The organism is Sphaerisporangium melleum (assembly GCF_014646695.1).
GTDB lineage: Bacteria > Actinomycetota > Actinomycetes > Streptosporangiales > Streptosporangiaceae > Sphaerisporangium > Sphaerisporangium melleum.
The window spans coordinates 173,166-195,176 of sequence record NZ_BMNT01000006.1 but is presented as its reverse complement, the minus strand read 5'-3'; the positions used below and the strand labels follow the sequence as shown (position 1 = coordinate 195,176).

At 73.2% G+C, this 22,011-nt stretch carries 17 protein-coding genes; 7 read left to right on the top strand and 10 right to left on the bottom strand.

The window, feature by feature from the left end; translation table 11 throughout:
- The first annotated feature begins 174 nt into the window (after nucleotides 1-174).
- The gene (locus IEY93_RS07290) at nucleotides 175-894 is read left to right on the top strand and encodes a VOC family protein (RefSeq protein WP_189162183.1); all 720 of its coding nucleotides are present in this window, start codon (nucleotides 175-177) and stop codon (nucleotides 892-894) included.
- 188 nt (nucleotides 895-1,082) lie between these two features.
- Nucleotides 1,083-1,538, top strand: a complete 456-nt coding sequence (locus IEY93_RS07285; protein ID WP_189162182.1) for a DUF5980 family protein — start codon at nucleotides 1,083-1,085, stop codon at nucleotides 1,536-1,538.
- Between the two features lie 211 nt (nucleotides 1,539-1,749).
- Here the strand turns inward: IEY93_RS07285 and IEY93_RS07280 are convergent, their stop codons facing one another.
- Together IEY93_RS07280 and IEY93_RS07275 are read right to left on the bottom strand one after the other, a co-directional pair.
- Nucleotides 1,750-2,394 (bottom strand): response regulator, encoded by a 645-nt coding sequence (locus tag IEY93_RS07280; protein ID WP_189162181.1) that lies wholly within the window; start codon nucleotides 2,392-2,394, stop codon nucleotides 1,750-1,752.
- The gene (locus IEY93_RS07275) at nucleotides 2,395-3,615 is read right to left on the bottom strand and encodes a sensor histidine kinase (protein WP_189162180.1); all 1,221 of its coding nucleotides are present in this window, start codon (nucleotides 3,613-3,615) and stop codon (nucleotides 2,395-2,397) included.
- Nucleotides 3,616-3,727: 112 nt separating this feature from the next.
- Between IEY93_RS07275 and IEY93_RS07270 the strand changes: the two genes are divergently transcribed.
- The 3 genes from IEY93_RS07270 to IEY93_RS37925 are packed head-to-tail and all read left to right on the top strand — an operon-like array spanning nucleotide 3,728 to nucleotide 5,670.
- Nucleotides 3,728-4,639, top strand: a complete 912-nt coding sequence (locus IEY93_RS07270; protein WP_189162179.1) for an ABC transporter ATP-binding protein — start codon at nucleotides 3,728-3,730, stop codon at nucleotides 4,637-4,639.
- On the top strand, nucleotides 4,636-5,397 hold the full coding sequence (locus IEY93_RS07265) for an ABC transporter permease subunit (RefSeq protein WP_189162178.1): 762 nt from the start codon (nucleotides 4,636-4,638) through the stop codon (nucleotides 5,395-5,397). The genes IEY93_RS07270 and IEY93_RS07265 overlap by 4 nt, the downstream gene beginning before the upstream one ends.
- A 39-nt stretch (nucleotides 5,398-5,436) precedes the next feature.
- A complete protein-coding gene (locus IEY93_RS37925) occupies nucleotides 5,437-5,670 on the top strand; it encodes a hypothetical protein (RefSeq protein WP_203967919.1) in 234 nt (77 codons plus the stop codon).
- Between the two features lie 51 nt (nucleotides 5,671-5,721).
- Here IEY93_RS37925 and IEY93_RS39535 read toward each other — a convergent pair whose 3' ends face one another.
- The 3 genes from IEY93_RS39535 to IEY93_RS07245 all read right to left on the bottom strand — a co-directional run bounded on the left by IEY93_RS39535 (nucleotide 5,722) and on the right by IEY93_RS07245 (nucleotide 12,084).
- On the bottom strand, nucleotides 5,722-10,194 hold the full coding sequence (locus IEY93_RS39535; protein WP_189162177.1) for a S8 family serine peptidase: 4,473 nt from the start codon (nucleotides 10,192-10,194) through the stop codon (nucleotides 5,722-5,724).
- A 181-nt stretch (nucleotides 10,195-10,375) separates the two neighbouring features.
- The gene (locus IEY93_RS07250) at nucleotides 10,376-11,125 is read right to left on the bottom strand and encodes a hypothetical protein (protein ID WP_189162176.1); all 750 of its coding nucleotides are present in this window, start codon (nucleotides 11,123-11,125) and stop codon (nucleotides 10,376-10,378) included.
- Nucleotides 11,122-12,084 (bottom strand): alpha/beta fold hydrolase, encoded by a 963-nt coding sequence (locus IEY93_RS07245; RefSeq protein WP_189162175.1) that lies wholly within the window; start codon nucleotides 12,082-12,084, stop codon nucleotides 11,122-11,124. The genes IEY93_RS07250 and IEY93_RS07245 overlap by 4 nt, the downstream gene beginning before the upstream one ends.
- 924 nt (nucleotides 12,085-13,008) lie before the next feature.
- Between IEY93_RS07245 and IEY93_RS07240 the strand changes: the two genes are divergently transcribed.
- Complete coding sequence (locus tag IEY93_RS07240) at nucleotides 13,009-13,548, top strand: hypothetical protein (RefSeq protein ID WP_189162174.1); 540 nt, start codon at nucleotides 13,009-13,011, stop codon at nucleotides 13,546-13,548.
- Between the two features lie 71 nt (nucleotides 13,549-13,619).
- Here IEY93_RS07240 and IEY93_RS07235 read toward each other — a convergent pair whose 3' ends face one another.
- The 5 genes from IEY93_RS07235 to IEY93_RS07215 all read right to left on the bottom strand — a co-directional run bounded on the left by IEY93_RS07235 (nucleotide 13,620) and on the right by IEY93_RS07215 (nucleotide 20,344).
- Nucleotides 13,620-13,916 (bottom strand): cell division protein SepF, encoded by a 297-nt coding sequence (locus IEY93_RS07235; RefSeq protein ID WP_189162173.1) that lies wholly within the window; start codon nucleotides 13,914-13,916, stop codon nucleotides 13,620-13,622.
- An 86-nt stretch (nucleotides 13,917-14,002) separates the two neighbouring features.
- A complete protein-coding gene (locus IEY93_RS07230) occupies nucleotides 14,003-15,031 on the bottom strand; it encodes an NAD-dependent epimerase/dehydratase family protein (protein WP_189162172.1) in 1,029 nt (342 codons plus the stop codon).
- 90 nt (nucleotides 15,032-15,121) lie between these two features.
- Nucleotides 15,122-17,464, bottom strand: a complete 2,343-nt coding sequence (locus tag IEY93_RS07225) for a SulP family inorganic anion transporter (RefSeq protein WP_189162171.1) — start codon at nucleotides 17,462-17,464, stop codon at nucleotides 15,122-15,124.
- An 81-nt stretch (nucleotides 17,465-17,545) separates the two neighbouring features.
- On the bottom strand, nucleotides 17,546-19,582 hold the full coding sequence (locus IEY93_RS07220) for a hypothetical protein (RefSeq protein WP_189162170.1): 2,037 nt from the start codon (nucleotides 19,580-19,582) through the stop codon (nucleotides 17,546-17,548).
- Between the two features lie 183 nt (nucleotides 19,583-19,765).
- Complete coding sequence (locus IEY93_RS07215; RefSeq protein ID WP_189162169.1) at nucleotides 19,766-20,344, bottom strand: YbhB/YbcL family Raf kinase inhibitor-like protein; 579 nt, start codon at nucleotides 20,342-20,344, stop codon at nucleotides 19,766-19,768.
- A 92-nt stretch (nucleotides 20,345-20,436) separates the two neighbouring features.
- On the opposite strand from IEY93_RS07215, the gene IEY93_RS07210 reads away from it, so the two are divergent.
- A partial coding sequence (locus tag IEY93_RS07210) for an AfsR/SARP family transcriptional regulator (protein ID WP_189162168.1) occupies nucleotides 20,437-22,011 on the top strand: 1,575 nt, incomplete at its 3' end.

The following is a 22,011-nucleotide window of genomic DNA, read 5'->3' as shown; positions in this document are numbered from 1 at the left end:
AGCCGTACGGACGAAGAGTGCCGCAGGTAGTGAAGGACCAGGTGGGTGCGGCGGTCGGGGGCGCTCCGCCGCGTTTAATGCGTGGCGGGTTCCGGGGGGCCGGCGATAGTTTCAAGCCGGGTGCGATGGACGTGCCTTTCATGGTTTTGCACCAGATCGGAGGTGCGGGGCGGGATGACGTGCCGACTTGACGCGCTCTGCTTCGACGCGCACGACCCGCTCGGCCTCGCCCGGTTCTGGGCGGGTGTCCTGGGCTGGGAGACGAGCGGCGACCCCCTGGACGGCATCGCGCTCCTGCCGAGTGACGACACCGGGTTCCGGATCCGGTTCCTGCCGAGCCAGGAGCGGAAGGTCGGCCAGAACCAGATGCACTTCGACCTGACGAGCTCGTCCCTCGCCGACCAGCGGCGGACGGTGGCGAGGGCGCTCGAGTTCGGTGCCCGGCACATCGACGTCGGTCAACGCCCGGACGAGGATCACGTCGTGCTCGCCGACCCCGAGGGCAACGAGTTCTGCGTGATCGGGCCGGACAACGCGTTCCTCGCCGACTGCGGGTTCGTCGGAGCGCTCGCGTGCGACGGTTCACAGGAGGTCGGATACTTCTGGAGCGCGGCGCTGGGCTGGCCGCTGGTCTGGGACCAGGACCAGGAGACCGCGATCCGTTCACCGCACGGCGGCCCGAAGATCACCTGGGGCGGTCCACCGCTCGATCCGAGGTTCGGGAAGAACCGGCTGCACTTCGACCTCGCTGCGCCCGACGGCGGTGACCAGCAGGCGGAGGCCGACCGTCTCGTTTCGCTCGGGGCGAAGCACATCGAGGGCGAGGAGGGCCGGGTGGTCTTGGCCGATCCCGACGGCAACGAGTTCTGTGTCCTGCCCCCGCGGTCCGGGTGAGCGTCCGCCCTGCCCGCCGGCACTCCCCGGGGCGCGGCGCACGACCGGATGCCTGAAAGTTTCCTTCACCGCCCCCTCGTTTGCTGGGCGGTTCCGGCGCCCGCCGGAGTCGGCTTCAAGTGGACATTGACGTCGTCAATAATGACGCCGTCAATAACCGCACGAAGCAAGCACCTGGGGAGGCACCCGTGAGAGCGGCTCATCGTGTCGGCAGGCTCGCGCTCGGGCTGGCAGCCGGGCTGACGCTGACGTTGTCCGGCGCCCTGCCGGCCTCGGCGGCCTCCACGGCCCGGGCGGACGCGTCCTCGGCCCATGCGACGGAGACCTGGACGATCCGCGATGTCCAGCAGCGGATCTGCGTCTCGCCGACGTACGGCCACCCCGGCGCGTACTTCCTGGTGCCGGTCAATGGAACCTGGTCGACGACCCTCACGACCGGGATCCGGAACCTGCCCCCCGGCTCGACCAGCGTGGGCGGGACGCCGATCCCGCCCGGCTCCAACTACGGGAACACCGTGAACGGCTTCGTCCAGATATCGATAGCGCCGCTCCCGGCCGGGGTGTACACGGCGGAGATCTGGGCCTCGGACGGGACGGTGACCCGGACCGCCCCCGCGACGATCGAGTCACGGGAAGGCTGCTGAACCCGCCTGCCACCCGAACACTCAGCCCCCGGCCGGCATCCGATGACGACGGCCGGGCCCGAGGCGGTGACGGCGACGCCGGCACCGTCTCGCCGGAGCCGCCCGGTGGTCCCCGAGGGTGGGCCGCCGTGATGCCCGGAGCCGCCACGGCCACGTCGTGCGGCGACCGCTACCTGGTCCGGCCGGAGGACAGGTCGGCGCGGACGAGGTGTCACCGCCTGGTGTCGCGGACGAGAAGTGCCACCTGGACGCGGTTCGAACAACCGAGCTTGCCGAGGATGCGGCTCACATAGGTCTTGATCGTCGTCTCGCTCATGTTCAGCCTCCGGCCGATGCCGGCGTTGGACATGCCCTCGGCGACCAGGTGCACGATCTCCGTCTCGCGCGGCGAGAGCGCGGACAACCGCTGCGTGGCCTCCCGCCGCTGCCGCGCCTCGGTGGGGGCGACCATGCCGAGCACCAGCCGCGTCACCATCGGTGACAGGTACGCCTCGCCGTCGTGGGCGGCCCGGACGGCGCGGATGAGCTCCTCGGCCGTGCAGTTCTTGAGTACGAATCCGGACACCCCGCCCTGCAGGGCGCGCAGCACGTTCGCCTCATCGCCGAACGAGGTGAGCATCACGGTCCGCACGGCCGGCGCCTGCAGGCGTAGCTCCTCCGCCGCCCGCAGCCCGTCCATCCGGGGCATCTTGATGTCGATCAGCGCCACGTCGACGCGGCGCGCGCGTGCCTCCGCCACGGCCGCCCCGCCGTCCGTCACCTGTGCGACGACCTCGATGCCGGGCGCCGACTCCAGCACGGTACGGATGCCCGCGCCGATCAGCGGCTCGTCGTCGGCGATCAGCACTCTGATCACTCAGAGCACCCCGGCCAGCATGCTCGCGGGCAGGAGCACGAACAGCAGCGCGGCGGCGAACACTCCCACGACCGCGGTGGTGCGTTCTCTCGAGAGGAGCAGGTGATCGGGCTCCGCGGCGGCCGGCTCCTCCCGGGTTGTGGGCAGCATCGCGAACAGCCGGAACCGGCCACCGGATCGGCCGTGGTCGAGGAGTCCGCCGGCCGGGCGCACCCGCTCGCCCAGCCCGCGCAGCCCGTGCCCGGCTCGCGTGCCGTCCCCGCCGGCGTCGTCGTCGTGCGCGACCGGATTGGTGACGGTGAGCAGCAGCGCGTCCGACTCCCACTGGAGGCCTACCGTGACCGGCTGCCCGGGTGCGTGTTTGGCCGCGTTGGTCAGGCCCTCCTGGACGACGCGGTAGGCCGCCCGCTCCGCCGCCGCCGGCAGCGGAACCGGCTCGCCCTGCCGCCGCAGCGACACCGGAACCCCCGCCTGTCCGAACTCCTCCACCAGGGCGTCGATGGCCTCCACCCCGAGGCCGCCGCCGTCCGCGTCGTCGGGGTCGCGCAGTGCGCCGACGAGCTCGTGCAGTTCGGTGAGGGCCGCCCGCGCGGTCGTGGCGAGGAGACGTACGCTCTGCTCCCGCTCCGGTGGCAGCGATGACACCTCCAACGCGGCGGCCTGCACCGACAGCAGGCCGAGCCGGTGGCCGAGGGAGTCGTGCATCTCCCTGGCGATGCGCAGTCGCTCGCGCAGCCGTTCCTGCTCGGCCAGCAGCTCGCGCTCCGCGCGCAGCCGCCGGTTGTGCCGGTGCAGCGTGGTGACCAGCCGCTCGTGCTGGGCGAGATAGCGGCCGGTCAGCAGTGGCAGCGCCACGAAGACCAGGTACGTCGAGATGAGCGGGCCGATGGAGTGCGAGCCCGGTGGCGCGGTGAGCAGGCGTACGGCGAGGGAGCCGATCACCGCTCCCAGCGCCGCGGCCGAACCCGCCCGGGTCACGATCACCCGGCCGGCCCGGTAGGAGGCCCACGGCAGCAGGACGTACGCCGCGCCGCCCAGCGGGGCGAGCAGCAGCGCCACCATGAACGCGACCAGCGGGGCGCGCCCGCGTAGCGCGGCCACCGACGTGGCGGCGAGCGCGTACACCGCCACCCCCCACACCGGCACGGCGCCGTGGTGCACGCCGATCCACAGTGCGGTGTCCGCCACGACGACGGCGGCGGCGAGAAGATGTCGCCCCATGCGGCCAGTCTACGGGCGTGTCCTGCTCCGGCCGGGGGAGTCGACTTTGGTGACCGCGGCCGGCGACTTTCGAGGACTGCCGGCGCCGGTGGCCCCCTTCTAGCGTGGCCGGGTGATCGACGTCAGGAACCTCACCAAGAGATACGGCGACAGGACGGCCGTCGACGGCCTGTCCTTCACCGTCAGCCCCGGCCAGGTGACCGGCTTCCTCGGGCCGAACGGCGCCGGTAAGTCCACCACCATGCGGCTGATGCTGGACCTCGACCGTCCGACCGCCGGCGAGGTCCGCATCGAGGGCGTGCGCTATCGGCGCCTGCCGGACCCGCTGCGGCGGGTCGGGGCCATGTTCGAGGCCGGAGGGGTGCACCGCGGGCGCACGGCGTACCACCACCTGCTCTGGCTGGCGCAGAGCAACAAGATCCCCCGGGAGCGGGTGCGCGAGGTACTGGACCTGGTGGGGCTCGACCGGGTGGCGGGAAAACGGGCCGGAGTCCTCTCCCTCGGCATGGGCCGGCGGCTCGGTATCGCGGCGGCGCTGCTCGGTGATCCTCCCGTACTGCTCTTCGACGAGCCGATCAACGGGCTCGACCCAGAGGGCATCCTGTGGATCAGGAACCTGCTGAGGGGGTTCGCCGCGGAAGGCCGGACGGTGCTGGTGTCCAGCCACGTGATGAGCGAGATGGCCCTCACCGCCGACCATCTGATCGTGATCGGGCGTGGCCGCCTGCTCGCCGACACGGGCATGCGGGAGTTCATCGAGGCCAACGCGGCCTCCTACGTCCACGTCCGCGCGGCGGAACCCGGCCGCATGCGCGACGTACTGGCGGCGGCGGGGATCGAGGTGCGATCAGGGCCCGACGGTGCTCTGGAGGCGCATGGGGTCGAGGCCGCGAAGGTCGGGGAGCTGGCCGCGGCGAGCGGCCTGGCCGTACACGAGATCGGCACCCGCTCGGCCTCCCTGGAGGAGGCCTTCATGCGGCTCACCGGTGACGCGGTGGAGCATCGGACGGGAGGCCCCCGGTGAGGGCGGTGCTCGCCTCCGAATGGACCAAGATCCGCAGTGTCCGCTCGACGGCCGTGACGCTGCTGCTGACCCTCGTGCTCGGCAGCGGCCTCGCCTACCTCTTCGGACGGTCCTTCCGCGGCTCGGCCGCCGTCCAGCGGGAGGACTTCGACCCGCTCTTCGCCACCTTCTACAGCCTGACGCTCGGCAGACTCGCCCTGGTGGTGTTCGGCGTGCTCGTGGTGAGCGGCGAGTACTCGTCGGGCACGATCCGCGCCTCACTTATGGCCATGCCGCGGCGCGGCCTGTTCTACGCGGGCAAGGTGCTGACCGGTGGGTTGCTGGCGCTGGCGGTGTCGCTGGTCACCGTGGCGGTGACCTTCCCCGCCGCGCAGGCGGGGCTCGGGCCGTACGGCACCTCGCTCGGCGCGGAGGGGGCGTTGGAGGCGGCCGTCGGCGCCTGCCTGGATTTGACCCTGCTCTGCGTCTTCGTCATGGGAGTGGCGGCGATGCTGCGCAACTCGACGCTCACGCTGGGCGTCCTTCTGCCGGTCTTCTTCCTCGGGTCGCAGGGACTCGGCAACATACCCGGGCTCAGGGCGGTCACGCAGTATCTGCCGGACCAGGTCGGCATGGTGATCACTCATGTCGCCGGGCCGCAGGACGATCCGCGCTGGGCCCGCGACTACGGCGCATGGGAGGGCATCGCTCTCCTCGGGCTCTGGACGGCCGCCTCCCTGATCGGCGGCTACCTGATCCTGCGCCGCAGGGACGCCTGACGGCGGCGTGCGCCGGCGCGCGGTGGCGAGGAGGCGGGCTTGGGGCTCGGCCGCGTCCGGGGTGAGGGTCAGCGGCCATACCTCGCGAAGGCGCGCCAGGCGGTGCGCGCCGAGGTCGTCGGCGGACAGCACCCGGTAGGTCCGCGCCCGGAGGAGGATCACGTCGTGCTCGCCGACCCCGAGGGCAGCGAGTTCTGCCGGATCGGGCCGGACAACGCGTTCCTCGCCGGCGATCGAGGCGCGGGAAGGCCGCTGAACCCGCCCGCCACCTGAACGCTCGGCGGCCCGGCCGGCACCCGTGGGCACCGGCCGGGCCGCCGGCGCCTACGGCGTCGTCAGTACGGTCTCGCCGGAGCGGTTCGGGTGGTCACCGGTCACCTTGACCGGGATGACCCGGCCGTGGCCGTCCGGGACGCGGGCGAACACGTGGGCGAAGCCCGCCTCCGTCGCGCGGCCGGAGCCGGCGGTCCGTCCGCCGATCCGCACGGTGAACCGCTCGCCCGCAGACAGACCGGCCGCGGTCACCGACACGGTGGTCCCGCCGGTCGCCTCCCGGGGCAGGGCGTCGACCACGAACTCCGGTGCGGAGCGCCCGCGCACGGGGGCCAGATCGTCATCGGTCAGCGGTGTCACGAGGATCCGCCGGAGCGCCTCGTACCTGATGTCCGGGGCGTGGACGTCGTAGTACACCTTCAGCCACAGCGGCCGGCCTGCGGGCAGGGAGAACGTCCGGGAGATCGGTGCTCCCGCCTGCGGGATGATCGGGTTGGGAATGTCCTCGTAGTGCAGGAAGTCCCCGGAGTCGATCTCGACGCCCACGCCGGCCGACAACGAGAACCCTGCGGTGTAGGCCGCCGGCCGGTTGGTGACGGTCATCGTGAGCGGGGCACCGTGGTGCCCGGCCCTGCCGCGGGTGAACGTCGCGTAGAAGGGTTCCCCCATGGCGGGCCGGCCGGCGAGCCTGCTCTGCTCAGGGTTCCGGTACGTGGCGATGGTGGCCCCGTCGAGCAGCAGGTCGAGGCGGTCGACCCCGGTCACGTCGGAGGAACGGGTGACGGTGGCGCCGGGTTCGGCGTGCAGGTTGGCGAAGATGAGCTCGCCGCTGGTCAGCTTGTAGCGCAGTGCCGGGAAGACCGCGTAGTCGGAGGAGTTGGTGAAGCTCACCCGCACCGTGTGCGCCGCCCGCCCGTCCTTGGTGATCGACGCGGTGCCCGGGCCGACCGCGGCCGGCGTCCAGCTCACCGACTTGCTCTGCCCGGTGCGGCCGTTGTCCAGGACCACGCTGACTGTCGCCGTGAGCCGCTCCGGCATGGTCTCGACCGGGTCGAAGCTCCGGGCGAACCACTTCCAGGTGCCGGAGTCGGCCGGGCCGGTCCGGTTCAGGTAGACGTCCGAGGCGCCCTTGACGGTGAGGTTCACCCTTCCCTTGCCGCTGATCGCCGCGGTCAGCCTGACCAGGGGGTTGCCGTCGAAGGCGTACCGGTCGTCGTGGTCGATGTCGCCGAGCACCAGCGGGCTGACCGTGACGGTGCCCGCTGCGGTCCGGCCGGCGTACAGCACCTCGATGGTCTGCCTGCCGATGGGGACGGTGGCCGGCAAGGGGACCAGGAGTGCCACGCCGCCCTCGTCGCTGGTGCGCCCGCTCGCGAGGATCTCCTTGGCGCCCTTGAGGCGGATGCCGAAGTCGACGGCCGGGGTCAGGCCGGTCGCGAGCACGATCACCGACCGCCCCGGAACCGCGTACTCGGGGGTGACGGTCACCACCGGACGGGCACCGGGATCGGTGGGTGGCGGCCCGGTGCGGGGGTCGCTGGTGACCGTCACGTATGTGGCACGGCCGGTGTCGCCGTAGGTGACCCGCCCGAGGTAGACGCCGCCGTCGCGCAGGCCGGTCCAGGCCAGGGTGACCGGGGTCGCGCTGCCGATGCCCAGGCTCACCGTGCTCGGTCGCGCGGTGAGACCGCCTTCGCCGCCGGTGTCCTGCAGCGCGAAGCTGGTCACGGTGAACCCGAGCGGGCCTGTCCCGGCGAAGAACGAGACCTCGACCAGGTACAGGCCGTCCTGCGGGTCGTCCAGATCGATCTGCTCGCCGGCGGACGGGGTGGCCGCCTCGGCCACCAGAGATCTGTCGCCGTACTCGTTCAGCCGGTAGACGGCCAGGTCGAGGTCGGAGTCGGCGCCGGCGGCGTCGAGGACGAACCGCGCGTGCGCCGTGCCGGCCGGCACCTGGACGATGTGGGACCGCGCCGGGCCGCCGGCGGCGCCGGAGCCCGCCACGCGCAGCCCCCGGGACAGGCCGGTCACCTTCAGAGGCACGTCCTGGACGTCGCCGCCCAGCACGTTCAGCGTCGTCCGGCCCGAACCACCCGTGGCCGTGACGCCCGCCGGCGCTTCCAGGGCCACCGGGCGGACCGCGAGCGCGCTGCGCACGCTCCGCTCGCCGTCGCGCCAGATCAGCTCACCGGTGGTGTACTCGCCCAGCGGCGCGGTGGTCCGGGTGAAGGTCACCTGGAAGCTCTTGGCCTGCCCCGGCTCGGTGAACGTCAGCGTGGCCGGCTCGACGGTGGCCCGCACGCCGGGGATCTGGACGGGGTCGGCGGTGAAGGTTCCGGCACCGGCCGAGGTCACCGTGCGCTTCACGGTCTGCCGGCCGGCGAGCGCGCCGACGGCGATCGACGCCAGGTTCAGGTCGGAGGGGTCGGGCGCCGCGGGGTCGCCGTGGACGGCGGCGACGTAGCCCGCCCAGTCGTCCGGGCCGTTCAAGTAGAGCAGCCCGGGGTCGAGGTACCGGGCCGGGGTGACCTGGCCGTTCCCCCGCGCGAACACGTCGCCGGACGGCCGGCCGTCCGCGGCCACGGCGGGGGAGGTGGTGGTCATCAACGCGGACTTGATCTCGGCCGGGCTCGCCTGGGGGTGGACGCCGAGGTACAGCGCGGCGAGACCCGCGACGTGCGGGGAGGCCATCGAGGTGCCCGACATGAAGGTGAACGAGGGACGGGCGCCGGCGGCGTTCGCGCCATCGGCCAGGATGGCGACGCCGGGTGCCGCGACGTCCGGCTTGATCAGGTCGCCGCCGTCGGCGTTCACCGGGCCGCGTGAGGAGAATCCGGCGATCTGCGGCGCCGGGGCGGGCGGCAGGCCGTGCGGGTTGCCGTCCACGAGCGTGGCGGTCGGGGCGCCGGTCGAGGCGTAGGCGACCAGCGCCTCGTACCCGTCCGCGTCAATGTGGACGGTCGGGACGTCGTGCGCGTCCAGGTCGACGGAGTCGGGCTCGGGGTTGACCAGGATGACCCCGATGCCGCCCGCCCGCTTCACCTCGGTGGACTTGGCCCGCCGATCGACGTCGCCGCGCTCGCACAGCACTATCTTGCCGGTCACCTTGGCGGCGTCCAGGGTGTCCGGGCCGCAGGTCGCCGACCCGGCCGCGGACCCCGCCGCCAGGGGGCCGGTGACCCGGCCGCCCGCCGGTACCGAGATCGAGGCGCCGAGCAGGTTGACGCCGTCGCCGAGTTCGACCGTGGCCTCGCGGGCAGGGATGGTGCTCGCCGCGACGGTGGTGATCCACGGCGCGGCGTTGTCGACGGTACCGGCGCCGGGACCGGCGTTGCCACCGGCGGCGGCGACGAAGACGCCGCTCGCGGCGGCGTTGCGGAACGCCTCGTCGATGATCCCGTCGGTGCTCTGGGCGCCGCCCATGGTGCCGATCGAATAGTTGATCACATCGACGTTGTCGGCGACGGCCGCGTCGATCGCGGCCAGCAGGTCTCCGGTGGCACAGCCGTCGTCGTCGGGGACCGCGGCGTTGGGGCCGCTCCAGCAGGCCTTGTACGCGGCCACCTTGGCGGCCGGCGCCACTCCCGAGATCTTGCCCATCGCGACGCCCCGGATGTCGGCGTCGATCCCGTTGGCGCCGGCCGCGGTGCTTGCGGTGTGCGACCCGTGCGCTTCGCCGTCCCGCGGTGACAGGTACTCGCCGGCCTCGGGCCCGCCGATGTGGCCGACGCCGAAGTTGTCGGCGAAGTACCGCGCGGACACCAGCTTGGTGGTGCAGTCGGCGGCGGTGAACTGCACTCCCGTCGTACAGGCGCCGGTGAAGGTGCCGCCGTCGGCCTTGCGGTACTTGATCGCCGAGCCGTCCAGATAGGGTTCGAGGCCCGGCTCGGTGCCGAGCGGGGCGCCGGCGAACGACGGGTTCTCCGGCGCGATGCCGGTGTCGATGACGCCGACCACGATGCCCTCGCCGGCCTTGTCCACGCCTCCGTTCGCGGCCCATACCCCGGTGTCGCCGGACAGGCCGAGGTAGTCGGTGGAGGTGACGGCGGCGAGCGGTTTGCGCAGGTCGTCCTTGACCACCGAGACCACTGACGGGTCCTCGCGGAGCCGCTCGACCTGCTCGGGACCCAGCTCGGCCGTGAAGCCGTTGTACGCGGCGGAGTAGGAGGAGATCACCTTGGCGTCCACGGCGGCGGCCGCGCGCTTCTGGCGCTGGTGCAGGTAGTCCCGGTAGGCGCGGACCGGAGCGGAGTCGCTCTTCAGGCCTTCACCGGCACGCGGCGCTGTCCGGGCCTTGCCCGCCACATCGCCGGCGTACGTCGCGGCGGCGGGCTCCCGCAGGGTGACGATGTAGCGCCCGGCGGCCCCCTGCGCCGGGGCCGCGGAGGCGGGCGGAGAGGTCGCGGCGGCGGCGGTGAACGGGACGACGGCGCCGGTCGTCAGCAGGCCGGCGGCCGCGAGGACGGCGACCGTGATGTGCCGGGTTCTGGACGGGAGAGGGGAGGGGGGATGTGCAGGGGGCACCGATGTTCCTTCGCGGAAAATTCATGATCACTTTGACTGGCTGTCATCGTGGACGATCAGCCATAAGTTCTAGCGAGGGAAACATTCGTGACCAATGGGTTCAATGGTCCTATATCGGACAGTGTCCGGAATTGGCCAGCCGAGCTCAGCGCCCGTCGCGGTGAGCACGCCGATCGGCCGGTCAGGAGAGGCGTTCGATCGTGACCGGGATCAGGCCGGTGAGGCGCACCGTCGTGGTGAGCTCGCGCAGCAGCGGGCCGACCGCGGCGTCGGAGGCGGTGGCGAGGTGGGCGGTCAGGTCCAGGCACGACGCGGCGCCTGACCCGATGCGGCGCAGGTCCCAGCCGAAGACGTCCGGACCGATTCGCCGGCGAGCGGTGGCCAGGAGGCGGGCCCGGGGCTCGGCCGCGTCCGGGGTGAGGGTCAGCGGCCATACCTCGCCCAGGCGCGCCAGGCGGTGCGCGCCGAGGTCGTCGGCGAACAGCACCCGGTAGGTCCGCGTGTCGTGGAAGCCCTCGGGGACCAGCGGGGCGTCGAACCGCAGCGGAGCCGAGCCGGGCAGGCCGGCCCGGTCCCGGAAATGGGTGCGCAGGGCCGCCTCGCCGGGCAGGCCGGCGCCGGACAGACGCCGGTACGCGGCGTCGGCCTCCGGGCGCGGCACCGGCGCCAGGCGCGCGCGCAGCGCCGCGTCGGCGCGTATCGCCCGGGTCAGCGCGGCCGAACTCCACCACGTGCCCTCCGCCACCGTCCAGCCCGCACCGTCCAGGCCGACCGCCGTGTGGTCGCGGGTGAGGACGAACTCCTCGACGAGAACGCCCTCCGCGTGCGTGTGCGACCCGTGTTCTGTGCGAAGGATCAGGTAGTAGTCCAGCTCGGGACCTGGCACGCCGGTGACGGCCGGCTCGGCGATCGGCTCGGGGGTAGAGATCACACAGGCCATTCTCGCCGGAGCGCGTGCGGTCCGCCGGCCGTCCGCCGCGGTGCCGGGCCGCGGTGCGCGGTGGCGTCGAGGATGAGCGCGGCGATCCGGCCGGGATGGGTCACGATCGACAGGTGACCCGATTCGAGTTCGATGGTGGTGGCGCGCATCCGGGCGGCGAGGAAGCGTTCCAGGTCAGGCGAGGTCGTGCGGTCGTTCCTGGACACCGCGTACCAGGTGGGCCGGTGCCGCCAGGCGGCCACCGTGGTCTTCGCGGTGAACAGCGCGTCGGAGACACGGCCCTGTGCCGCGTACAGGGCGAGCGCGCGCCTTCGGGGCACGCCGTTGGCGAAGTCCCGCAGGAACGCCCGCTCGCTGAGCTGCTTGAAGCCGCCCGACGCCACCAGCCCGGCGTTGGCCGGCGGCTCCGGATAGCGGGCCGCCAGCGCCGTGTAGTCCTCCCCGGCGTCCGGTGCCCGGGCGGCCGCGTAGACCAGGCCGGTCACCACGCGCGCCAGCCCCGCCTGGGAGATGACGGTGCCCGCCCAGGAATGCCCGGCCAGAACGGTGGGACCGTCCTGCAAGGCGAGAGCCCGCTCGGTCGCCGCGACATCGTCGGCGAGTGAGGTGAGCGGGTTCTGCACGGAGGTGACGTTCAGCCCGGCCTCCTGCAGGCGCTCGATCACCTCCAGCCAGGAGGAGCCGTCCGCGTAGGCGCCATGGACGAGCACGACATTGCGCACGGCCCGCCGGGCGGCGGCCGGGCGGGCCGGCGTGAACCGGGTGAGCGTGGTCGCCGAGGCGCCGAGGGCGAGCGCCGCGAACGTCCGCCGGCTGATCGCCGCCTCGCCGTCCCGCGGCCCGGGACCGGCCGTCCCGATGTCCGGGACGGGGGAGACCGGTGCGCGCCGCGCCGCCCGCGGTGTCCCGCCCTCGTCTGCTGTGCCGGCGTATCGCCTGGTCACTCGCATTCCGGCCCCCCTCGCTCGGTCCTCCCACGTTACGTTTCATTCTCGGTGGTGGCCCGGCGGGGGCGCGGCGCGTCCGGGCATCGGCCGTCCCGGTAAGGCGGCGCGCAGAGGGACCCGGCCTCGCCGGTCACTTCGGGAGCCGGCGGCCGGGTGCGCGTCCGTTCCGCAGATATCGGCCCAGGATATTCGCGATGCCATGAATCGGGACTTCAGTTGTTCCGCGGAGCGAAGGAGAAGCCGGGAGGGTCCGGCCAGGGCGGATGGCGGCACGATTTCGGATCGGCGGACCGACCGGGCCGAGAGGGTCGTAGGAAAGCGGCACCGGCATGGCGGCGAATCGACCTTTACCGCGATTTCGCAGGAACGGGGCCGCCGGAAAAGGGGACGGAAGGGCCGGCCGGCGGCGAGAGCGGTGCCGGGTGCCGGATCGGGACGGGCCGGTGGCGGAGACGGAGCCGGAGAATGGCCGGAAGGACGCGGCGCGGCAGCGTGCCGGAATGTACCGGACGCGACGGGTGGTCGGGACGAGGAGACGGCACAGGCCGCATGCCGGGGGCGTGTCGCCCGCGTCGCCGGATGCAGGTCGTCCCCGGCCGGGACCGGTATCGACGGCGATGGCCGCCCTCGGGGGTGAACATGCGCACGGAGAACCGAAAAGCCGTCGAAAGTGGCCGATGGTGGACGGAGTAACGTCTAATGGGTATTCGGAATGCCCTGGGCGTGGAGTCCGGTGTCTTTTCTTTATTATGTTCGTCTGTTTTTCCCAATCACCCCGCCGCCGCTGCGGTGCGGGTTCGGGGAATGGGTATTCCCTGGTCGCAGTGCTGCCGCAGTGGCACGAAGAAGGTCCGATTCATCGGAATTCAAGCGATATGGGGGAACCGAGTGATTCCTCGGGAAACTGGTCTCATAGGTAAGCGCGCGTTGTCCGTGGCGTTCGCGACGGCGGTCGCCGGCGGAATCGTCGCGCTGTCCTTCCCGGCCGCGGCCCAGGCCGGTACGGAAACGCGGAGCGTCCCGGGGCACCGGGTCGCGCTCCACGTCGCTCATGCTCCCGCCGTCGCCGCCAAGAAGGGCACGCCTCCCGGCGAATGCAAGAAGCACTGCCCTCCGGCGGCGGCGCAGGTACCCGAGAGCGGCATCGACTCGGCGCTGGCCACGCCGACCACGCTGACGGCGCCGGTCAAGTACATCGGGCTGGCCCAGCCCAACGGCGTCGCGCTGGTCCGCGACCCCACGTCCGTCGGCCCGGCGAACCCGCCCTGGCACGACCTGTCGGGGATCGCGAACTACCCGGGCCGAGTGATCGACATCACCCTGACCGCGGTGCCGACCACGAACGTGCTGCACATCACCGTGCACAGCGCGACCGGGTTCGTCCGCCAGACGACGTGCACCCTCACGGTGAACGTCACCTGGCCGGGCAACTGCACCGCCTTCACCGACTTCACGCCGCCGCTGTAGGCGCACGGCGAGACGTCGGCCGGTGAGTGCCGCACCCGGGAGCCCCGGGTGCGGCACCGCCGTGATCCGGCTCAGGCGTTGATCGCCATGCCCGGGGGCACCAGCAGGAAGACCTTGTGGGCGATGCGGTCCATGTCCCCGCGCCGGCCGAAGACCAGCCCGGCGGCGAAGTCGACCAGTGGCTTGGCGTCGGCGTCCGACATGCCGGTGAGGTCCATGACCACCGGCATGCCCTTGCGGTAGAAGTGCCCCACGTACAGCACCTCGTTGTAGTCCTGCGGGCGCAGCGTCTTCACATGCGACATGTCCGCCGCGTGCGCTCCGCGCGTCTTGTGCTGGAAAGGACCGCCGGTCCCCGCGTCTGCCACGCCGCCGACGCTAACACCGCACGAGTTCCGCGAGCCAGCACACGGGACAAAACCGTCATCTCGCCGCCGGTGACCACGCCCCGGCGTCACCCCTCTTGACTAGCCGCACTAGCCCAATCGGCGAGAATGCGCTCCTCCTTGTCCGGCGCGATGCCGTGCCGCCGCCACGACGGGTAGCGCCGCTCCAGCTCGGCCTGGTCCCCGTCGCGGAGCCACTCCCAGGTGTCGCGGACGGTCTCGCTGACCGGCCGGCAGCGCAGCCCCGCCGCCTCGGCCTTGGCGGCCGACACCTTCCACACGTTCGCGTCCTCCGGCGAGGCAGGCATCCACAGCGGCAGCTCCTGCCACACTCCGATCTCGTAGCCGGACAGGAAGGCGTCCGGCACCCAGACCAGCTCGGCGTCCGACCCGGTCACCGCGACGCAGTCGCCCAGCCAGCGGCCGAAGGTGGTGTTCCCCGCGGGTCCGGTGGTGATGAACCGGTCACCGACCCCCTTGGCCGCCTGGTCGAGGGTGAACGCCGCGATGTCCCGGGCGTCGATGAGCTGCATGGGCGTGTCCGGGTCACCGGGGGCGAGCACCCGGCCGCCGCGCGCGACGCGGCGCAGCCACCACGGCAGCCGGCCGACGCTCTCCCGCGGACCGAGGATCAGCCCCGGCTGGATGATCAGGGAGTTCCCGGTGAAGTACTGCTCGACGGCCCGCTCGCAGCCGGCCTTCAGCGTCCCGTAGTCGCCGTCGTCCGGTCCGGCGTCGGGCGAGCACTCGTACAGCGGCGACGACTCGTCCGCCTGCTCGGCCGGCCAGGTGGCGATCGCCGAGATGGAGGAGAGGAACGCATAGGTGCCGGCGTGGCCGGACAGCGCGCGGGCCGATTCGGCGACGACCCGGGGCGTGTACCCGCAGACGTCCACCACGGCGTCCCACTCCCGGCCGGTGGCGAGCGCCCGCAGGTCGCCGGGGTCCTCGCGGTCACCCCGCACGGCCGTCACCCCCGGAAGGTCGTCACCGGACCGCCCCCGGTTGAACGTCGTGACATCGTGGCCCCGCTGCAGCGCTTCCGCCACGATGGCCCGGCCGAGGAACACCGAACCACCGATCACCAGAATTCTCATGGCGACCACTCTCGGCCACCGGAGACCGGCGGCGTGCCGGATTTCACGGTCGGCTGACCGGCGCTCCGCCGCGACCGCGAGATTTCGCGCTCAGCGGACCATCGCGCCGCCCGCCTGGGTGCCGATCTCCGGCTCGGCCCGGCAGGTGGTCACCGGAGTGAAGCCCTCGCGGTCCAGGACGTGCACCCGCGCGGCGCCGATGTCGAAGTACAGGCCGACGAGCTGCAACCGCCCGGACGCCTCCAAGGAGGCCACCGACGGGTGGGTGCGCAGGTTGTCGAGCTGCTGGGAGACGTTCAACCGGCACAGCCGGTCGAGCGGCCCGGCGTCCTCGCCTCCCGGATCGGACGCCGGGTCGGACAGGATGTAGCGCGCCAGCGTGTGGTCGCCGTGCCGCAGCCAGTTCGACAGGCCCGGCAGGCCCGGGATGTTCTCGCCCGCGCACAGCAGCGCCGCCATCGCGCCGCACCCGGAGTGCCCGCACACCGTGATCGTCGAGACGTCGAGGGCCGCCGTGGCGTACTCGACGGCCGCCACCACCGAGTCGTCGGGCGGCGCTGCGCCGTGCCGGGGCACCAGGTTGCCGATGTTGCGCACGGTGAACAGGTCGCCGGGTCCGCTCGCGGTGATCAGGTTGGGCACCACCCGGGAGTCGGCACAGGTGATGAACAGGTGAGAGGGCTGCTGGACCCGGGCCATGCGCGTGAGGATGGGCCGGACGAGCGGCGCGGTGCGGCGCTGGAAGTCGGCGGTGCCCGCCAGCAGGTCGGGCACCGCCACCCCGGGAGTGGCGCCCTGCCCGGAGGGCTCGTCCTGGCCGGCGCGAGCCGGTGTGACGGACTGGCCGTGCCGGATGGGAATGCGCGAGAGCGGCCCGCCCTGGCGGTAGGCCCGGGGCAGCCACCAGCGCTCGGGTGCCTGGGGCGGGGTCTTGGCCGCTGAGACGCGCGTCCCGCTGGCCGCCGTGGAGTACCAGGTGTCGTGGATCTCGTCGATGGTGACGGTGCCGCCGCTGCGCTCGTGCTCCAGGCGCCAGCCGTGCAGCGCCTCGAACGCGGCGTTGTCCATGAAATCCACGTTGAGGTCCAGGTCGACCGCGGAGCCGGCCGGGATGGCGCGCAGGCTCGAGGTCAGCGAGGGGACGCCCACGAACGTCAGAGACCCGGTCACCACCACGTGCCAGCGGTCGTCGGGCTCCAGCCGCACGTGGATGGACACCCGGGTGAGCCGCCGCAGCGCGAACAGCGCGGCCAGCCCGAGACCGAGCAGCACGCCCTCGGCCAGGCCGATGACCACCACGGCGCCCATGGTGAGCACGTAGATCGGCAGCTCGCCGTGCCCGTGCAGGCCGCGCACGGTGCCGAGGTTGACCATGCGGACGCCGATGAAGACCAGCAGCGCCGCCAGGGCCTCCATCGGGATCAGGGTCACGCTCCAGCCGAGGCCGACCGCGAACAGCAGCACCCATCCGCCGTGCAGGGTCGCCGACCACCGGCTGCGCGCTCCGGCGCGGACGTTCGTGGTGGTTCGGACGATGACCCCGGCCACCGGCAGCCCGCCGAGTGCCCCCGACACGAGGTTCGCCAGGCCCAGCCCGGTCAGCTCGCGGTCGAGGTCGGCGCGCGGGCCGTCGTGCATGCGGTCGGCCGCCACCGAGCACAGCAGCGACTCGACCCCCGCGAGCAGGGCGACCAGCAGCACCGCGCCCGCGATGCCGTGCCAGTCGCCGCTGGGCAGCACCGGCGTCGCCCACTCGGCCAGGCCCTTCGACAGGTCGGCACGGGCGACGTCCCAGCCCAGCACCCCGGCGGTCAGCGCGGCGACGGCCAGCGCCGCCAGCGGGGCCGGGACGACGCTGACCCGTGGCAGGCGCGGCCACAGCACCAGCAGGGCGATGGTCAGCACACCCACCGCCACGGCGTGGCTGTGGTTGTGCACGATCTGATCGGGCAACTCGACGAGGTTCTCCAGGGCCGACCGCTGCGGCTGCCCGCCGAGCACGACGTGGAGCTGCGCGAGGGCGATCACCACGCCGACCCCGGCGAGCATGCCGTGCACCACCGCGGGCGAGACCGCGAGCGCCGTCCTGGCCACCTTGAACGCGCCGAGCACGACCTGCACCACGCCCGCCATCAGGGTGATCATGCAGGTGGCGCGCCAGCCGTACCTGTGCACCAGCTCGGACACGACGAGGGCCAGGCCGGCCGCGGGCCCGCTGACCTGGACGACCGACCCGCCGAGCGGCCCGGCCACCAGGCCGCCGACGACGGCGGCGACCAGGCCCGCGATGAGGGGCGCCCCGCTGGTGACGGCGATGCCGAGCGAGAGGGGGACGGCGACCAGGAAGACCACGAGCGAGGCCGGAAGGTCGTGCCGCAACACCGATCGAACACGCTTGGTCTTGGTCGCGTCACTTTCCGTATCCACGGTCATGAGGCGACCATACGACGCGGCGGCCGTTGGCTTAAGGCTTTGACCGCCGCGTTGTGGATTTACCGGGGAAAAGCGGGGCGATCAGCGGTAATAGTCGGGATAGTCGGGATCAGTGGGCCGGCGGTGGCCGCCACGCGACGGGTTTCCCTGCTGCACGGTGGGGTCCTCCGGACCGTTCGCCGAAGTGCCGTACAGCTCTCCGTACGACGGCCAGCTCCCGCCGGTGTTCTGCACCGGCTGCGGCCAGGGCGGGGTCGTGCCGGAGGAGGACGGGTAACCGGCCTCGTAGCCGCCAGGGCCCTGGGCCTGGCCGCCCGCCGGCTGGTCGCCGCGCGCCGGGCGGGAGGCGTCGTAGCCCGGCGTGCCACTCGGCGGTGTCGCACCGTTCAGCGGGTCGGAGTCGTCGATGGTCGCCCAGCCCGGCCGCACCTCGTAGGACGGAGCGCTGGGCGTCGCGGCGGCCGGCGGGGAGGCGTACCCCTCGTAGCCGGGAAGCTGGTAGTCGGCGGCCTTCCAGGTCTCCTTCGAGGAGCCCGACGGCGGGGTGGGTTCGTCGAGGATGTCGTACGCCCCCGTCGTCTGATAGGCCGGCCACGATCCGGCGGAGCTCGCGGAGCTCGCGGAGCTCGCGTCCGGCGGCGGGGAGGCCGGGAAGTCGCCGGTGCCGCCGGGGCTCGCGGGGCCGACGCCGAGCGGGTCGCCGCCCGGCCCGTACGAACCGGACGCCCGCGGTGTCTCGTAGGAGCCGGTCGAGGAGCGGCCCGCGTCGAACGGGCCGGTCGGCGTGCGAGGAGAGTCGAGCGGGCCGGCGGAGCGCGAGCCGGACCTGGACGGGCGCGCCGCGGGGCCGGGCTGGGCCGGGTTGCGCGCGGCGGCCGCGCCGGACACCGGGCCGCCCGCGACGGCGGCCCTGCCGGATCGAGAGCCGCCGGTCGCCAGCGGGTCGCGGGAGGCCAGCGGGTCGCGGGCCGCCGCGCCGCCGGGAAGCGGCCCGCTGGACAGCGGGTCGCCGGCCAGCGCACCGGTCGGATGCACGCCCGCCGTCAGGCTCGGGCCGGTGGTGAGCGGGTCGGGACGTACGGCCAGCGGGTCCGGGCGGGGACCGGTGGCCAGCGGGTCGGGACGCGGACCCGCCGCGAGCGGATCGGGGCGGGCCGGCTCGGGGCGGGCGGAGGCGGCGCGGCCCGGCTCGGCGGGACGGCCGGCTCCGGTGCGCCTGCGCGGCTCGGCCGGACGGCCGGGACCGGCGGGCCGGCCCGGATCCCCGGCGCCGGGCTCCGGCCGGCGACGGGGCTTGGCGCGGCCGGTGTCGGCGACGCCGAGCGGGTCGGCCGGGTCGGGGCGCGAACCCCGGCGGTTGCGCGAGGACGGTTGCGGGGTGCCGATGGCGCCGGGCGCGTCGCTCGCCGGCGCCACGGGGACGGGAGCCGCCGGGGCGGCGGCGGAGGGCGGTGCGGGGACCGGGGCGGAGAAGGCGACGGTGTGGTCGGTGGCGGCGGAGGTGACGGGCGCGCCGGCGCCCCGCGCCGGGGCCCCCGACTTGCCCGGTGCGCGGGTGGGCAGCGGCGCCTGCACCGTGGCGGAGTTCGGGTCGACCTCCTCCTTGGCCTTCTTGGCGGGCTTCTCCTGGGGCTCGGGAGACGACGGAGAGGCGACGTCCGGCCGGCTGGCGCCGACGCGGGCGGCGATCGTCCCGCCGAAGGCGCCGTCGTCCTCGCGGACGCGCGTCCAGTAGTCGTCGTCGTAGTCGTCGGCGTCGCCCCACTCGTCCACACCGCGCCGTCCGCGCGAGGAGGACTGCTTGCTGCGCGGCCCCGGACGCCCGCCGGGCCGCGCCGCGGGACGGGGACCGGTCTTGCCGCCACCGGGCCGCAGGCGCGCCGTGGCGCGTTCGGGTTCCTGGAAGGCGTCGAACCCTTCGGGGAAGCTCTCGAAGAAGGTCTCCTCGGCGGGACGGCCGGGCCGCTTGGCGGACGGGTCCTCCGCCTGCTTGGCCAGCTTCTCCAGGCGCTCGGGCGGCAGGTTGCTCTCGCGGCGGTTCATGGACCGCATGCCGAATGCAACGACCATCAGTACGAGCAGCACGACGGCGACGAGGCCGAAAATGACCGCGATCATTGCACCACCTTCATGGCCATCGCCTTCCAGTGGCGCTGAGGAGACCGCGCGGCCATCGACGCGATCTGCCCCCGTTGACCACCTGCGCTCGAGGATTGCATCTGATTCTGTCCGACCACTATGAGCGTTGTCACACCTTACGAGAAAGTCCGGTATCGGTCACTACCTGCGGTGCGCGGCGGATCACTCGATGTGCGCCGCCGACAGCCGCCCGCGTGCGACGGTGTGCTGAGCGATCTGGTCCAGCGTCGCACGGAGGTCAGCGTCGTTCTTGAGGGAGAGCTCGGCGTTCAGCGCGTACACGCTGAAGCGGTAGACGGCGTCCTGGGCGCACGGCGGGGCATACCCCGGCTTGCCGGTCGAGGTCTGGGCCTGCGACGCGCCCTTGGGCACGCTGTCCTGCCCCAGCTCGGTGGTGTGCGGGTCGATGTTGAACAGCACCCAGTGCACCGCCGCAGCCCCTTGCGCGTTGTTGGCGTCGACCACCAGGGCGATCGACTTGGTCTGCTTCGGCGGCACACCCGACCAGCGCAGCGGCGGGTTGCCGGACTGCCCTGTGCAGGTGAACTCGGCCGGGAGGGGGGCCTGGTCGCGGAAGCGCGGGCTGGAGACGCTGAGCTCGTCCAGGGCGTTGTCGGTGGGCGAACCGCCGCCGATGATGCCGCAGCCCGCCGAGACCGACATCGCGGCCACGGCCGCGGCGATCACGATGCGTCGGCGTCCCATGCGTCCAACGCGCACGGTCTCTCTCGGCTGCCCCATGGTCGCTGATGCTACGCGCGTTCGGAGGGTGTCCTGACCCATCGCCCGAACCGGCGACCCCGCCGGGCGGCGGGATCGGCCAGAATCGAGGCATGGATCCGGCGGAGCCCGAAGCACGCGTGAGCTTCGCGCTGCTCGGCCCGCTCGAAGTCGCTCACGACGGCGCGCCCCTGCCGATAAGCGGGCGACGGCTGCGCGCGCTGCTCGCATCGCTGCTGCTCAACCCGGGCCGCATCGTGCCTGTGGACATGCTCGTCTCCGGAGTGTGGGACGCAGGACCGCCCAGCGGCGTCGGCAACGCGCTGCAGGCTCTGGTCTCGCGCCTGCGCGCCGTCCTGGGACGCGGTCTGGTGACCGCCGAAGCGTCGGGTTACCGATTGGTTATATCTCCGGATCAGGTGGACGTCCACCGGTTCGCCCGACTTGCCGCCGCAGGCCGCGCCGCGCTCGATCGCGGCGACCTGGCGCGGGCGGCGAGCGCGCTCGAACAGGCACTGGCCCTCTGGCGCGGTCCCGCCTACCTCGACCTCGCGGGCACCGGGATGGCCGACGCCGAGATCGCCCGGCTCGACGGGCTGCGCCAGGCCGCGGTGGAGGACCGCCTGGAGGCCGGGCTGCTGCTCGGCGAGCACACCGGCGTGCTCGCCGAACTGCCCGCGCTGATCGCCGCCGACCCGCTGCGCGAACGGCGGCACGCCCTGCTGATGCGCTCCCTGTACGCCTGCGGGCGCAGGGTGGAGGCGATCGCGGCCTACCAGGCGGCGCGCGACCTGTTCGCCGACCGGCTCGGCGCCGACCCCTCGCCCGAACTCGCGGCCCTGCACCTCGCCATGCTCCGCGGCGACCATGTCCCGCTCGCCGGCGTCCGCTCCCTCACCCCTGCGCCGCGGCACGTCCCCACGGCACCCGGGCCGGCCGGGACCGCGGACGTCCTCCCGCTCATGGGGACGCAGCAGAAAACACCACAGACGAGGGCCGCCACCGGAGGCAGGACGGGTGGCGGTGCCGTGGCGGACGTCAGGAAGGGGAACCTCCGGGCGCGGCTGACCAGCTTCGTCGGCCGGGAGAAGGATCTCGGGCACGCTGCCGACTTGCTCGACCGGCATCGGCTGGTCACCTTGCTCGGGCCCGGCGGGGCGGGCAAGACGCGCCTGGCCGTCGAAGCCGGCGAGGCCATGGCCGCGCGCCTGCCCGCCGGTGTATGGCTGGCCGAGCTGGCCCCGGTGCGCGACCCCGATGACGTGCCGCAGGCGGTGCTGACGGCTCTGGGCATTCGCGACACCCCGCGCGGCTCTCTGCGCATCCAGGACGCGCCGCCCGCGGAGGCGGCCGATCCGACGGCCCGCCTGGTGGCCGGTCTCGGATCCGCCCCCCGGCTGGTCATCCTGGACAACTGCGAGCACGTGGTCGAGGCCGCGGCCCGGCTCGCCGACCGCATCCTGGCCGAATGCCCGCAGGTGCGCATCCTCGCCACCAGTCGCGAGCCCCTCGGCATCACCGGCGAGTCGCTGTGGCACGTGCGGCCGCTGGACCTCGAACACGCTCGCGGCCTGTTCGCCGACCGCGCCGCCATGGCCCGCCCCGATCACCGGCTGGACGGGGAACAGGAGGCGGTCGAGCGCATCTGCCGGGAGCTGGACGGCATGCCGCTGGCGATCGAACTGGCC